The sequence below is a fragment of the Pseudoalteromonas sp. SCQQ13 genome, from assembly GCF_015864415.1.
Classification (GTDB): domain Bacteria; phylum Pseudomonadota; class Gammaproteobacteria; order Enterobacterales; family Alteromonadaceae; genus Pseudoalteromonas; species Pseudoalteromonas nigrifaciens.
Genome location: NZ_JADYXG010000006.1, coordinates 38,988 through 53,733, shown reverse-complemented (window position 1 = coordinate 53,733; position 14,746 = coordinate 38,988). Strand labels below are relative to the sequence as shown.

The following is a 14,746-nucleotide window of genomic DNA, read 5'->3' as shown; positions in this document are numbered from 1 at the left end:
ACTTTCATTTTGTGATGCGATCATTATAAGGGACAGCTTAATAATTCGTTATAATAGTCCTACAAATGTGTTGCCTAATCCTATAAAAATTTGTACTGTCAATCAGGTTCTAAAAATAAGTAAAATATGATGCAGAAAACAAACATTGAGCAACTACTTAGATTAATCCCTAAGAACCAAACCATCGAATCAGATATTCCAGACTTAGTATTTCATTGTGCCGACAGGCCAGAAAAAATAATCGGTTACGTCCTAGAGCCTAGTATATGTATTGTTTTACAAGGCGAGCGCGAGGTTTACTTAGGAACAGATTGTGTAAAGTTTGACAATACTAACCTGATGTTTTGTCCAGTAGACGCTCCATTGAACATACATATTAAACAGGCTTCGTTAGACAATCCTGTTGTTGTATTATCTATGAAATTAAATTTGCTAATGATTCGCGACGTTCTGGCTAAAATACCACCTAAAAAACATATAGACGAGGGTTATTTTGGAATCAAATGGCAATTAGATGACTCTATCATGCCATCGTTTGATCGATTGATAGAGTTACTTAATTATCCAAATGATATTGAATTTCTATCTCCTTTAATACAGCAAGAAATTTATTATCGATTACTATCAGGAAAACAAGGCGATAAGCTGCGCCAACTGGTAACGAATGGCAGCCATATTCATCGTATTGCTCAAGCAGTCGATTGGCTGAAAGCACATCTAGATGAACCTTTGGTTATTGCAGACTTGGCAAGCCGCTGCGGTATGAGTGTTTCAGGGTTTCACCAACACTTTAAGAAAATTACTCAGTTGAGTCCGCTACAGTATCAAAAAAACTTACGATTAATGGAGGCGCGACGGCTGATTAAAATCAATGACGCGCAAATATCATACATTGCCTTGCAAGTAGGATATGAAAGCCCTAGCCAGTTTAGCCGAGAATATAAACGACTGTTTGGCATCAGTCCAAATAATGACTTGGATTAAAGCATCGCAACAGCAGTCTTCCAGATGGTCACAAAGCAGAAATAAAGGTAAAGAAATAAAGGGACATAAAGATATAAAGGGACAGGCATAAAATAATTAACAGTGCCGTAAATTAAACCCTGATATTTTCTAAGCCATTTTCCTAGGTGGGTTAGGAATATGAATGATTCTATACCCCAGGCTATTTGCTAATAAACTCATTTTAACTAGGAAAATAAAGGGACAGGCATAAAGCAATTAACAGGTTTATGCCTGTCCTTTAATAATCATGTCCTTTACTAATCAAAACTTTATTTTTACTAAATTAAAACGGCTTATTTTTAGCCGCTATTTCTTTTAAAATCTTTTATAACTAAAGCGCTTCAAAAATAGCAGCTATACCTTGTCCGCCACCAATACACATAGTGACCAAGCCGTATTTACCGTTAATGCGTTTCAGTTCGTACAGGCATTTGGTTGATAAAATAGCACCGGTTGCGCCAACAGGGTGGCCAAGTGCTATAGCTCCGCCATTGGGGTTTACTCTATGCTCAGGAAAGTTTAACTCATTGCCTACGCATAATGCCTGTGCGGCAAAGGCTTCGTTTGATTCTATTACGTCCATGTCATCAATAGTTAATCCAGTTTTGTCAAACACCTGTTGCACAGCAGGAATAGGCCCTGTGCCCATTAATGAAGGCTCAACACCTGCTCTGGCATAACCGACTAGGCGACCGAGTGGTTTTAAGCCTTGTTCATTGGCCTTTTGCTCCGACATAAGCACTAACATGGCTGCGCCATCATTAATACCTGATGAGGTAGCTGCGGTGACTGTACCATTTTGTTTAAAGTAGGGTTTTAAGGTGGCGAGTTTTTCGACCGTTGTGTCAGCACGAACATGCTCGTCAGTATCAAAAATTTGATTACCGTTACGAGATTTAATTTCGATGGGCATTATTTGCTGTTTAAAATAGCCTGCGGTAATGGCTTTAGCCGCTTTATGATGGCTTTGTGCTGCGTAAGCGTCTTGTTGCTTGCGGCTAATGCTATATTTTTCTGCAATATTTTCAGCGGTAACGCCCATAGGGGTGTTGTCCCATGGGTCTTGTAATGTGGTAGTTAGCTCATCAACTACTGTACTATCACCCATTTTTTGGCCCCAACGATTACTTGCTAGAGTATAGCCTGAGCTACTCATGCTTTCTGCTCCGCCTGCTAAAGCTGCGTTTACATCACCTAATTGAATTTGTTGTGCTGCTTGTATAATGGCTTCTAAACCCGAACCACACAAGCGGTTGAGTGTTACCGCGTGACTGCAAATTGGTAACCCTGCATCTAGCCCAATAACTCGCGACAAATACGCGTCTTTAGGACCGTTATGTATCACTTTACCTACCACACATGAACCAACTTGCTTTGGTGAAATATTGGCTCTACCTAATGCTTCTTTGGCGCACATAGTGCCTAACTGAGCGGGAGTGAAGTTTTTAAGGCTGCCACCAAAGCCACCGATAGCAGTGCGTACTGCGCTTAATATTACTACGCTATTGTTATTAAATTTTGTCATTGTGTTCTCTTTATTATTTTTTTTGCTTGTATCCACTTTATTCTAAATGATATTAAAAGAGCAAAAGGATAAAGGTTGACTTTAATTCATCAAAACATAATTTTAAAATAAACTAAAGCTGCAGGCGTTGAGTTGATATATAACTTTGTTAATCATTTTATGTTTTTGCTTTAAAGAGATTTAAAAAGAGGATTTAAAAGGACAGGTACAAAGTATTTGCAAAACTCACATTAGCTACTACTGTTATTATATCCAGTGGTTATTGGTTTTGTATTTTATGACACGCGCAAGAAAAAATCTCATTGATTTGGCATCAACATCTTATTATCACTTAATAGCTAGATGCGTTAGGCGAGCTTTTTTGTGTGGTGATGATAAATACACAGGTAAAAACTTTGATCACCGCAGAGAGTGGCTAGTAGAGCGTATAAAGTTGTTAAGTAGTGTGTTTGCCATAGAGATTGCAGCTTACGCAATTATGAGTAATCACTATCACTTAGTTGTAAATGTTAATAGAAAGCAGACACTAGATTGGGCAAATAGTGAAGTAATTGAACGCTGGTATAGGCTTTATAATGGCCACGCTTTGGTGGATAGTTACTTAAAAGGCGAGCAGTTAGATAATGCGAGTTTAGTTTGCGTTAATGAAATTATAGCTAAATGGCGAGAAAGACTTTACGACATAAGCTGGTATATGAAAAACCTAAATGAATACATTGCCCGTGAAGCAAATAAGGAAGATAGCTGCACAGGTAAGTACTGGGAAGGGCGCTATAAATCACAAGCATTATTAGATGAAACCGCATTGCTTAGTTGCATGGCCTATGTCGATTTAAATCCTATTAGAGCAAACATGGCCGGTACGTTAGAAGACAGTGATTTTACTTCTATTCAAGAACGTATAGCGCAATTGACAGCCTTTACTAAAAATACGGTTCAAACAAATAACCCCTCAAAGCAAAAAGATAGTGTTCAAGATCAAAGTCAACCAAGTCAGCTAAAGCCATTTTGCGCTAACAACATAAAACCCACTATACCTTTTGCGTTACTAGATTACCTAGAATTAGTAGATTGGAGTGGTCGTCAAATTTCTCCAAACAAAAAAGGATATATAAATAAAGCAATTCCTAAAGTGCTAGTTACTCTGAATATAGAAGAAGCACAATGGCTTGAATCGATTCAACGATTTAGGCATAAATATTCAAACTTTGCAGGGAGTAAACAACGATTAAAGCAGCAAGCCGCGAATAACGATGTTAAATGGTACAAAGGTGCAGGGTGAGCGCCACACCTTCAGCGATAACTTAAACAACAACTTTAACAAACCACCTTTGAAACTAACATATGCCTGTCCCATTTTTAATAGAGCGTAGAAGTGAGAGGGAATTAGTAAATAACGATGACGAACTTTGAGGTTAAATAAACCAGGTAATATGTGCCTGTCCCATTTTAATCCCTTTTTAATATGCCAGTCTCATTTTTAATAATAAATAACTTCATGCCAATATTGCAATAAACACTGTTTATGGTATAAGACTGCCAGCTTTAGTTTACTCAATATAGTATGGATAATAGCAAGGGTGAACAAGCCAATTTAATCTATTGAATTTTTTGGACTTTTATCGAAAAACGGCGCCCAGTATTATCTTTAATATAAAGCCGCTTTGCAGCAACAGCACTTAACCAAACACACCGAATTTATTTTAGCCTACGGCTACACCTTAAATCATACGTACCGCACGAATGCTTATATGAGCACGTACCTGGGTATTTAGTATTAATTACACGCCGCTGGTGATGATCACGCTAGGCATGTCATTTTGTAAGTTAATTAATTCTAATCACACGGCTATGGCCGTAAATTTGTATAACCAGTTTATAAGCTACAGCACGTTTATAAACGTCAATGCTTTAAACGTAATCCAACAAAAGCGGCATTACCTCACATGCCAAGCTTTGCAAACAGCCTATAAGTACTAAGCACTAGTTACTGCTTTAGGCTGCAATTCAATTTTAGTTATGTAATTAACAAGGTTAACAATGAACACCAATTTTAAAGAGCGTAAGCTTACTTATTTATCTGCTTGTTTAGTTTTCTTATTTACCAGCCAAACAAGCTCAGCCTTTGAGCAACCACCGCTAATTAATCAGGCTAATACAGCTATAGAGAGGGTTGCAGTGATAGGCTCGCGCCATGTATACAGCAGTAACTTTACGCCTTTAGAAACACCACAAGCTGAGCAAACAATCGATTTAGCAACGCTTGAAAATGCTGGCGCATGGGATTTAAACCAAGCATTGGATCTATCTGCTTCGGTTGCTAGGCAAAATAACTTTGGTGGCCTGTTAAATAATTTTGCTTTACGTGGTTTTACAGGAGATGAAAACCTCTCGAGTAACTACTTAGTTAATGGCTTTAATATAGGCTGGGGCTTGGGTGGTACGCGAGATCTGTCAAGTATTGCCTCGGTTGAGGTGCTAAAAGGGCCGCGTGCTGCGTTATTTGGTCGGGGAGAACCTGGCGGAGTGGTTAACTTAATAACTAAACGGCCAACATTTGATACCGCAGGCGAACTAAAACTTGCTGTTGCAAGTGAGGATACTTATAGGGCTGATATAGATTACACCACTGGGGTTTCTGATGATGTTGCAATTAGACTGATCGGTTTTTATGAAGATTCAAATAGCTTTAGAGACACCATTAAAAAAACCAAACAAGGCGTTAGCCCATCAGTAGCTTGGTATATTAACGACAATAGTGAACTGATTTACGAACTTGAATACAGTAAGCAAACAATACCTTTTGATAGAGGAGTGTTAGCAATAAATGGTGAGCTTGGGGTTATTCCTGCAAACCGATTTTTAGGTGAGCCGGGTGATGGCCCTATTACAGCACAAGTAGTTGGCCATCAGCTTGAACTTAAGCATGATATTAATGACGACTGGAGTGTATTAATTGCTGCTAATTACCGTGATACTAAGTTAACCGGTTTTGCCACTGAAACTGGTTTTGCAGGTGTAGTGAATGATGAGGTTAATCGCTTTAGGCGTTATCGAGATTACAGTGCAAACTATAAGGTTTTACGCGGCGAAGTTACTGGCGATATTAATTTTGCAGGGTTTGAGCATCGTTTAACTATAGGGGCTGATACCGATAAATTTGAAAACGATCAGTTTTTACTACAGGTAAAGGGCGATCAATATATTAATGTATATAACCCAGAGTATGGTGCTTATGCGCTACCTGCACCCACCACTCATACTGATCGTATTGAAATTCAGCAATCATTGGGCGTATTTATACAAGATCAAATAAGTTTAACCAATAAGCTAGATATACGTCTTGGCGCGCGTTTAGACGATTTTAAGCAAACACTTAATAATCGTTTAACTAATACAGGGTATAAACAAACAGAATCGCGTATTAGTCCGCAATTAGGGGCTGTGTATGCGGTGTCTGACTTTATATCGGCTTATGCGGCTTATGGTGAAAACTTTCGTCCGCTTTCGGGTACCGACGCGCAGGGAAACGGCTTTAAACCAAACCAAACAACTTCAAAGGAAGTAGGCGTTAAGGTTAGTTTAAATAACGGTGCGCTGGTGGGCACCTTAGCCTTATTTAAAGTTGAGCAACAAAATATGTTGGTAGTAGACGATCCAACAGCATTTACCAGTGCCGCTATTGGGGAGGCGCAAAGTAAAGGGTTTGAAATTGATATAAATGGTCAACTAACGAATAACTTAAACCTGTGGGCGTCTTATGCTTATGTTGATGCAACAACCAAAAATTCATTTTACGATAGCAACTTTGGCCTAAATATAGCTGCAGGCAGCTCGCTGTTAAATATTCCTCAGCATCAATTGAGTTTACAGTTGGTAAAGTCGACAGAAGTGAATGGAAAAGCATTAAAATTGGGTGGTGGTTTACTTTATGTGGGAGATCGAAATGGCTTTTTTGGTACCGACTTTACACTGCCAAGTTATATAACTGCTCGGGCATTTATGCGTTACGCCGTATCAGACTCAATAACGCTAACAGGGGAGCTAGATAACTTATTTAATGAAACTTATTATATCAGCTCATTTTCAGACGCTTGGGTGCAACCAGGCACGCCTCGTAGCGTTAGATTTTCTGCCTCGTTTAAGTTTTAATACCTTACACGTATTTTAAAAACGTATAACAGGCTGGTTAGTATAAGCAGCCTGTTAGTTAATCTAGTATTGAGTAAGGTATTTTATTGTGGGTACTTTAATGGTTTGCTTTATCGCCCCAAATTTCTTCTAGACGGTTGTCGCGCCCACAACGCCAGCGATAGGTATTGTAGCGAATAGGATTGTTTTTATAATAATCTTGATGGTAACTTTCATCGCCATTAATTGGGTAAAAGGTACTGGTGTTTAGTATAGGGGTAACCACGGTTTTATTTGGGAACTGTTTGCTCACTGCTTGTTTAGATTGCTCTGCTAATTTGCGCTCTTGCTCGTTAGCTACAAAAATAGCGCTTAGGTAACTTGGCCCTTTATCGCAAAATTGGCCTTTAGCATCAAAGGGATCAATGTTTACCCAGTAATGGTCGAGTATAGCTTTATAGCTAACTATTGCAGGATCGTAAGTAATTTCTACAGCTTCATAATGACCACGATGATTGCCGTTATAAGTTGGGTTTTTAAGTTTACCTCCTGTAAAACCCGATATTACATCGGTTACACCTGCTAGCTTTTCAAAATCACTTTCCATACACCAAAAGCAACCTCCGGCTAAAACGGCTTTTTCGGTTTTGTTTGCATGGGCGAGCGATGCATAAAATATAACGGATGATGTTAACGCTAAGGCTAATATTCTTTTCATAAAATCTCGCATCTGTTTGATGAATGTATAAATAAATATATTGGTATAGTTACTAGACCCGCTATTAGTAAAACGTATTTCATTTTTATTTGTAAGCCGCAACGCGCTTTAGTGAATGAGGCCACTTTAATAAAACCCACTTTAAAGCCTAAACCCTATTTTTGAGACTAACGCAAAGCTTGTTAGCAAATTTTAAGAACAGTAAAACTAATAAAATGCTTATTGCCGGTGGATCACAACTAGGCATTAGCAAAAAGATAGCGGGTAGGTGCTTAGTACACAAGCTTATAAAATGTTAACTGCCAATACCGCTGGTGGGGGTATGTATTTAAAAAGTAGGGAAGTAAGATATTTAGCACAAATGGCGTTGACTGTGTGCGTACAGTGTTTGTTTTTATATAATAAACTTTATGTATAAATTCAGTTTTATAATAGGTTGTTATATATAAAGTTTTAACTTTAAATGGTGCCGGTTTACTTAGCTGGGTTACAATATTGCAGGCAACTGTATTTATATACAGTAATTGTTTGGGAATGTATAATATTACCTGTACTTATTAAAGTGCAGAATAGGAGTTTAATAAGAAATGGCTAGTGTATTAAACACCTTATTCAGAGCTTATTTTATTTATACTTTATATTATTAGATTTAATGGACAAAGTTATGAGTAAAAAGAACACATCATGCTTTGCTGTGGGTGAGTATAGTTTAGCAATAGCGCTAATCTTTATGTTTTCTTTATCATAAGTAAAGGGCGGGGCTTACCGCATAGCGATGCTCCGTTTTAGTTACCAGTAATTATATAGTGCTCTGTTTATAGCAAAGCTATTTTTTGGGTAAGTTGCCTTAACATAGCATCGGCATTGGGAGATTGCTCGTTTAACCCGCTAATTAAAGTCATAAAGTAGCAGTCAATCATTACGCTTGCTTTTACGTCATCAATTTGAGTTTGCTGCTGAAATAATAACTGTTTAAACAGGCTTACTTGCTCACTAAAAAAGGTTGCTTGCCAAATAACATTACTGATAAGTATTTTACTAAATTCACTGTTTTCACAATAAAAATAATACAGGGGATGTGCATAATGACGCAGCTTTAATCTAGGAGAGTGTTGTTTATCGGATGCGCGAGCTTGATTAATTATAGCGGTAATTTGTTGCTGCATTCCGGCAATTAATAAGTCTATTTTATTTTCGAAATGACTAAATACAGTGCCCACAGCCACACCAGCAGCTGTTGCAATTTCTCGGGTTGAGGTATGCTCGTAACCTTGTAATAAAAATAACTCCCAAGCAGATACTAAAATTTTATTACGTGTTCTCTGTTTTTTATCCATTATATTTGTGTATTGCTCTCTACTAGTTTTATTAAGTAATGTTTGTAAGTGCAAAATAAGTGTTTATAAAACTGCATTAAAAACAATTGAGTACCCTATTTCAAGCTTGCAAATGCTTATTGACTATTCGCTACTTACTAAATTAAGTAAATAGTAATTGAGTGTGCTCATTTTTATTGTGAGCATGCTCAATTAATAATCTGCATTGTTATTATTATAGCAAACATGTATTTGTTCATTCTACAGGTTCTAGTTTGTTTATCTAACTCTCAAGTTAGAGTTTATTGCCTTATTTAAGCGCATTAAAATAAACCAATAGCTTGGTTATAAGCGATAATATTTACTCGCGTAAATGCTATAAAAATTAGCACAGTGTAATACTTAGGATATGTTGTTTAATAGCTGCATTTTAACTAAAATAACTTTATTTATAATGGTTGGTGTGTAAATGAATCAATTAACCGAAAAATCGATTGGCTGCCCTTATTGCGGCGAAACAATTGACGTTTTACTAGATGCTGCAGATTTAGACCAACAGTATATTGAAGACTGCCAGGTATGTTGTAAGCCAATTATTTTTAAAGTTTTTGAAGATGCTGATGCTGAGCTTGGTGTTAATGTATACAGTGAAGATGATGCATTTTAACTTTTATAATCTCGCAGATTTAATTTAAAACTAAAAGGTTGCTTTTTATCAAAGCAGCCTTTTGGTTATTTATGTAAGCTAAAAAGTCGTTATTTATTTTGCTGCTCTCTTGCTAATTGGTTTGGCAATAACTGCTCTATAATTTCGCGAGCGGGAAGGGTGTAGCGCGTGCCGTCAAACATCACCGAAGTGAACTCGTTAATATTAGTAATCCCCGTTAGGGTCCAACCTTCGCCGCGCTCAGGGCAATAAACCGTGGTAGTGGGCTGTATTACTTTAAAATCGTCACTCATGGCTAATTACTCTCAATATATTGCTTGTTAATGCAGTATGGTAAGTTAATAATACTGTTATATAAAGTGCTATTTATTGCTTAATAGCTATTTTTACAAATATTGAATTTAAGTAGTAGGTAGCTCAAAAATTTATAATTTTGGTAATTGCATGTTTAAAACAATAACACTACCGCGAGTTACCTTGCGTTTAATAACTCACAAACATGGCGCAGCTTTGTTTGGCATTTTAAATCATCCTTTAGTGTCTCAATATAACGATTACCAAACACCGCTTAGCCAGCAACAGGTAAAGCAATTAATACAAAACGATATTAGCGGCTATTACGAAGGGGGTGTATTGCGCTTAGCAATTGAGCATAACAGCAATGGCCAATTGTTAGGCTCGTGTGGTTTATACAAAATAAATACAGACAAGCAAACTGCTTTTATAGGTTTTGAGCTACACCCAAATTTTTGGCAACAAGGAATTATGCAAGAAGTGCTTTTAGGTTTTATGGCAGTAATGCCTGCATTACAATTAAAACATTTGTATGCTGAGGTGAGTACACACAACCAACGTTCACACGCTTTGCTAATAAAGCTAGGATTTACGCCAAAGTGTGGTGTACAAAATAGTGATAACAGTTCACTTTGGTATAAATTATTATAGAGTTAACGTGCTACAATAGCCGGTTTAAATCTAAACGTTACCTCCGTAATTACTGTAATTATTTATAAGTAAACACAGTAAAGAACACATCATACTTGCTGAGAGGGAGTAATACCTTAGCAAAGGTGTTAAATTTATAAAGTAGCAGGGAGTAGTAAATGCTAAGCGCAGATATTTATTTCAAATTACAATATCTGAGATCCTGACGACTTATCCGGTTCACTTAAATTGCACATTTGAGTTCGGCGTGTTTAACTTTTATGGTGGCTTTGGTCCGCACTTATACAACCTACTATATGCAAGTGCACGTAACGTTATTTGAAATGACAGCTACAGAGCAAATTGATATAGCGTTTTCAAGGCCATTACTAAGAAGCACAATTAGCAATGAATTTATTAGCCATGCGGTCTATCCAGATAAGCTAGTTGCTCTTGTTAATCAAGGCCATAAATGTGAAAGTAAATAAGTCGGGTTTTCGCCAAATAGTGTTAGCAAACCTAGGCATATGCAAATATTAGTAACCGAGATTGTAATGTTTAGGAGTGGGGTGATAGGACTGTATTGTGCACAAGAAATTTTACAGTGAGGATGTCATTTTATAACGCTAGAGAATGTAAGTACGCAAAGTCCACTACAAATTCAATTTAAAAAATGACGTAAGTACAACATTTGTAAATATAGTTTTAAGCGCCCAAATAGACATTCAAAGCAGCATGGCTGAGTGATGCTATAAACTTAAAACCAATAAAAAAGGCCTTGTTATGCTCTATAACAAGGCCTTTATAAAACTATGTTAAGCTTTAAAGTATATACCTAAAACCAATTGCGATGCCGTCATCTTCCGATTGTTCCATAAGTGCTTGTTGTTCTTTATTAGCACTTTCAAAGTCACCAAAATCTTTACGTGCTTCTATGTAAAGCTGGGTATTGTCGTCAAGTAAGTAATGAACACCAATAACGGCAAATTGACGCTTAAATACATCGTTAGGGTCGGCGTTAAAGTTAGGTTGAATTACGTAATCGTCGCCAGCATCAAAAAGGTTGTATGCAATAAATGGTCTAAAGTCATTATCGAAACGGTAAGATACAAATGTTTCTATACCAACTGCTTCTTTAATTAAGCGACCCAGATTGTCGGTATCATGGTTTTCGTTTTTATTAATGTTAGCGGCAGCGTATAAACCTGGTGCGTTAATGTTACCCCAAATAATACCAGCGCCATAAATTATATCTTCTACTGAGCGAGTTGTGCCATCGCCAAAGTGTAAGTCAAACTCACCGCGGTTAATGCCGGCAGTTAACGTAAGCATATTGGTTACGTTATAAGTTACTGCGCCACCAAAAGTGTAATTAAACTCTACTTTTTGTGCTGTCGCATCGCCAGCTTCCCATTTTGTTTGGCACTGTGCTTCTGTAATATTGCTTACATCACAAGTGTAAAACTCACTGTTTTTTAGCTGCGTTTGTACGCTAAATTCAAAGTCGTTGTAAGTATTGCGATATTGCAGCGTTTTATCACCGCGACCGGTACCATTTACTGCGCCATCGTCTTTATTATATGTGTAAACACCTGCTGCGTTACCATCCCACACATAGCTGTAGTTGGTGGCGTAAACAACATCGAACCACGAACCCCATTGTTTACCAATGGTAATTTGACCATATTTATCATGCGATAAGCCGGCATAACCTAAGCGGTTATATAAAAACTCATCTTGAATAGATTCAAAACGGTTATTATAAACAATATCACTGTTACCAACAGGGTTTACACCCCATTCAATTAAGGCCAGTGCTTCCCAATCATTTTTTAATTGGCGTTTAAAAGCAAAGTTAATACGCGAGGCACCATTTACTATTTCAGTTTGGTTTTGGGTATTGATCGCACGAACGTCAATATAACCACCAATAGAGACAGCATTTTTATCGTCTTTATAAACTTCTACTGCTGATACAGCTGGAGCCGCTAAAATACTTACGCTTAGTAGAGTTGCTAACTTGTTATTTATCATTTGTTGCCTTGTGTAAATTTGATGCTTTTTTATTGGGGTATATCTGTGGGGTTGAAGACTAACAAAGCAATAATATGCTCAAAAGTGAAAAATAATCACCCGCAATAAACAAAATAAATGGCAAATATTCACCAAGCGTTAATTTTGTTTTTGTAGTGTTGCTTTTTTTAATGCTTTGAGTTGCTGGGTAGTTGTTTGGTATTAGAAATTAAAAAAATAAAGGTGAATTTTTTTCAAGTTGGCTAAAAAGTGAAGGGTAGTGCAAAAGCTCTAAGTGGCTTTTATATCATCAATATATACAAAAATATTTTTAATAAAAACTAAATGCGACAAACAAGCTAACAAACAGGTTAAACAGTTGTATTAAATAATTTTGCAGATGTTAACAACGGCGAATGAAATTCAGTCAGCAAAAATTTATTAATTAAATACGCACCAGCAGCAATATCAATTGCTGACTGATGTTGTTTTTGGATACAAATATTAAGGAGTTGCTAACTTTTCAAAATTGAAATTTGTTTAATTATGCGGCAATTTAATCGCTTTGTAAGGTGCGTTACCTAGTGTGCGTTAAGTAATATTTTACAACTTAATTATAGTTATTAAAGCAGGCTCTTATTTGCGTATTTAGCCTTTAAACTTTCATAGAAAAAACGATGAATTTGGTTTAAACTGCGCGCAATTAAAATACATCATGTCTCCCTTGGAGGGTAGCGCTATTATTAGTACAGCTAACATCACCATGCAATTTGGTGCTAAACCATTATTTGAAAACATCTCAGCAAAATTTGGCGACGGCAACCGTTACGGTTTGATCGGTGCTAATGGTTGCGGTAAATCAACATTTATGAAAATTCTAAGTGGTGAGCTTGAGCCGTCTTCGGGTAACGTTAGCACTGATCCAAATGAACGAGTTGCTAAACTAAACCAAGACCAGTTTGCGTACGAAGAGTATTCTGTAATTGATACTGTGATCATGGGTCACAAGCAGTTATGGGAAATTAAACAAGAACGCGACCGTATTTACTCTTTAGCTGAAATGAGCGAAGCGGATGGCATGAAAGTAGCCGATTTGGAAACTGAATTTGCCGAAATGGACGGTTACTCTGCAGAATCTAAAGCGGGTGAGTTGTTATTAGGTGTAGGTATTGCTACTGAGCAACACTATGGCCCTATGTCAGAAATTGCGCCAGGTTTTAAATTGCGTGTACTTTTAGCACAGGTACTGTTTTCAGATCCTGAAATAATGCTACTCGATGAACCTACTAATAACTTGGATATTTATACAATCAAGTGGTTAGAAGATGTATTGAACCAACGCGATTGCACAATGATAATAATTTCGCATGACCGCCACTTTTTAAACTCGGTTTGTACCCACATGGCCGATATTGATTACGGTGAGCTGCGTATTTATTCAGGTAACTACGACGAATACATGTTTGCTGCAACGCAAGCACGTGAGCGTCTGTTAAGTGAAAACGCCAAAAAGAAAAACCAAATTGCTGAACTTCAACAATTTGTATCACGTTTTTCTGCTAATGCGTCAAAAGCTAAGCAAGCAACGTCGCGTGCTAAACGTATCGACAAAATTCAGTTAGATGAAGTTAAAGCGTCATCACGTCAAACGCCATTTATTCGTTTCGATCAAGAAAAACAATTATTCCGTAATGCGCTAGAAATGACTAACCTTAGCCAAGGTTTTGGCGACAACACTTTGTTCTCTGGCCTTGAAGGTTTAGTAGAAGTAGGTGAACGCATTGCTATTATTGGCGAAAACGGTGTAGGTAAAACAACACTGTTAAATACCTTTGCTGGGCGTTTAGCGCCTAAGTCGGGTGAGTTTAAGTGGTCTGAAAATGCCAATATTGGTTATTACGCGCAAGATCATGCAGATGAATTTGCCACCGATATGAACTTATTTGAGTGGATGGAGCAATGGCAGCAAGAAGGCGACGACGAGCAAGTGGTGCGCAGCTTTTTAGGCCGTATGTTGTTCTCTCAAAACGATATTAAAAAGTCGGTTAAAGTAATATCAGGTGGTGAGCAAGGCCGTATGTTATTTGGTAAAATTATGATGCATAAACCAAATATATTACTAATGGATGAGCCAACCAACCACATGGATATGGAATCTATTGAAGCACTTAACTTAGCACTTGAAGCCTACGAAGGTACTTTATTGTTTGTGTCTCACGATCGCCAATTTGTATCATCGGTTGCTACGCGTATCTGGGAAGTTAAAGACGGTAAGGTTATTGACTTTAGAGGTACCTACGCTGAGTACCTAGCAAGTAAAGAGGCGTAAATAGCGCTTTACTGCTAACTTTTAAAAGCCATGTTTAACATGGCTTTTTTTGTTTTTGTTAGTCGCAATTTAATGACTTTTGGGTATAATACCCGCCATAAAAGCGGACATAAGTCCG

The 14,746-nt window shown here is 37.3% G+C and carries 11 protein-coding genes; 6 read left to right on the top strand and 5 right to left on the bottom strand.

Annotated features, from left to right (window positions below; translation table 11 throughout):
- Positions 1–126: 126 nt before the first annotated feature.
- The gene (locus tag I6F41_RS06585) at positions 127–984 is read left to right on the top strand and encodes an AraC family transcriptional regulator (protein ID WP_041454433.1); all 858 of its coding nucleotides are present in this window, start codon (positions 127–129) and stop codon (positions 982–984) included.
- A gap of 352 nt (positions 985–1,336) precedes the next feature.
- Here I6F41_RS06585 and I6F41_RS06580 read toward each other — a convergent pair whose 3' ends face one another.
- Positions 1,337–2,530 (bottom strand): acetyl-CoA C-acyltransferase family protein, encoded by a 1,194-nt coding sequence (locus I6F41_RS06580; protein WP_197107960.1) that lies wholly within the window; start codon positions 2,528–2,530, stop codon positions 1,337–1,339.
- A 361-nt stretch (positions 2,531–2,891) separates the two neighbouring features.
- Between I6F41_RS06580 and I6F41_RS06575 the strand changes: the two genes are divergently transcribed.
- Both I6F41_RS06575 and I6F41_RS06570 read left to right on the top strand, forming a co-directional pair.
- Positions 2,892–3,812 (top strand): transposase, encoded by a 921-nt coding sequence (locus I6F41_RS06575; RefSeq protein ID WP_197107958.1) that lies wholly within the window; start codon positions 2,892–2,894, stop codon positions 3,810–3,812.
- 758 nt (positions 3,813–4,570) lie between these two features.
- Positions 4,571–6,682, top strand: a complete 2,112-nt coding sequence (locus I6F41_RS06570) for a TonB-dependent siderophore receptor (protein ID WP_197107956.1) — start codon at positions 4,571–4,573, stop codon at positions 6,680–6,682.
- A gap of 97 nt (positions 6,683–6,779) precedes the next feature.
- Here the strand turns inward: I6F41_RS06570 and msrA are convergent, their stop codons facing one another.
- Positions 6,780–7,379, bottom strand: coding sequence for a peptide-methionine (S)-S-oxide reductase MsrA (gene msrA, locus I6F41_RS06565; protein WP_197107955.1), 600 nt, complete (start codon positions 7,377–7,379; stop codon positions 6,780–6,782).
- Positions 7,380–8,194: 815 nt separating this feature from the next.
- On the bottom strand, positions 8,195–8,716 hold the full coding sequence (locus I6F41_RS06560) for a TetR/AcrR family transcriptional regulator (protein ID WP_086996965.1): 522 nt from the start codon (positions 8,714–8,716) through the stop codon (positions 8,195–8,197).
- Between the two features lie 448 nt (positions 8,717–9,164).
- Between I6F41_RS06560 and I6F41_RS06555 the strand changes: the two genes are divergently transcribed.
- Positions 9,165–9,362: a CPXCG motif-containing cysteine-rich protein gene (locus tag I6F41_RS06555; protein ID WP_011328257.1), complete on the top strand. Its 198-nt coding sequence runs from the start codon at positions 9,165–9,167 to the stop codon at positions 9,360–9,362.
- An 89-nt stretch (positions 9,363–9,451) separates the two neighbouring features.
- On the opposite strand, the gene I6F41_RS06550 is transcribed toward I6F41_RS06555, so the two are convergent.
- Positions 9,452–9,655, bottom strand: a complete 204-nt coding sequence (locus I6F41_RS06550; RefSeq protein ID WP_011328256.1) for a hypothetical protein — start codon at positions 9,653–9,655, stop codon at positions 9,452–9,454.
- Between the two features lie 151 nt (positions 9,656–9,806).
- On the opposite strand from I6F41_RS06550, the gene I6F41_RS06545 reads away from it, so the two are divergent.
- Complete coding sequence (locus tag I6F41_RS06545) at positions 9,807–10,307, top strand: GNAT family N-acetyltransferase (protein WP_197107953.1); 501 nt, start codon at positions 9,807–9,809, stop codon at positions 10,305–10,307.
- A gap of 801 nt (positions 10,308–11,108) precedes the next feature.
- Here the strand turns inward: I6F41_RS06545 and I6F41_RS06540 are convergent.
- On the bottom strand, positions 11,109–12,320 hold the full coding sequence (locus I6F41_RS06540) for a porin (RefSeq protein WP_197107951.1): 1,212 nt from the start codon (positions 12,318–12,320) through the stop codon (positions 11,109–11,111).
- A 718-nt stretch (positions 12,321–13,038) separates the two neighbouring features.
- Between I6F41_RS06540 and I6F41_RS06535 the strand changes: the two genes are divergently transcribed.
- A complete protein-coding gene (locus I6F41_RS06535) occupies positions 13,039–14,628 on the top strand; it encodes an ABC-F family ATPase (RefSeq protein ID WP_080516828.1) in 1,590 nt (529 codons plus the stop codon).
- The last annotated feature ends 118 nt before the right edge of the window (positions 14,629–14,746 follow it).

Excerpts from the sequence above, each read along its gene's own strand:
- I6F41_RS06585 (WP_041454433.1), top strand. The coding sequence starts at position 127 with ATGATGCAGAAAACAAACATTGAGCAACTACTTAGATTAATCCCTAAG.
- I6F41_RS06580 (WP_197107960.1), bottom strand. The coding sequence starts at position 2,530 with ATGACAAAATTTAATAACAATAGCGTAGTAATATTAAGCGCAGTACGC.
- I6F41_RS06570 (WP_197107956.1), top strand. The coding sequence starts at position 4,571 with ATGAACACCAATTTTAAAGAGCGTAAGCTTACTTATTTATCTGCTTGT.
- msrA (WP_197107955.1), bottom strand. The coding sequence starts at position 7,379 with ATGAAAAGAATATTAGCCTTAGCGTTAACATCATCCGTTATATTTTAT.
- I6F41_RS06560 (WP_086996965.1), bottom strand. The coding sequence starts at position 8,716 with ATGGATAAAAAACAGAGAACACGTAATAAAATTTTAGTATCTGCTTGG.
- I6F41_RS06555 (WP_011328257.1), top strand. The coding sequence starts at position 9,165 with ATGAATCAATTAACCGAAAAATCGATTGGCTGCCCTTATTGCGGCGAA.
- I6F41_RS06550 (WP_011328256.1), bottom strand. The coding sequence starts at position 9,655 with ATGAGTGACGATTTTAAAGTAATACAGCCCACTACCACGGTTTATTGC.
- I6F41_RS06545 (WP_197107953.1), top strand. The coding sequence starts at position 9,807 with ATGTTTAAAACAATAACACTACCGCGAGTTACCTTGCGTTTAATAACT.
- I6F41_RS06540 (WP_197107951.1), bottom strand. The coding sequence starts at position 12,320 with ATGATAAATAACAAGTTAGCAACTCTACTAAGCGTAAGTATTTTAGCG.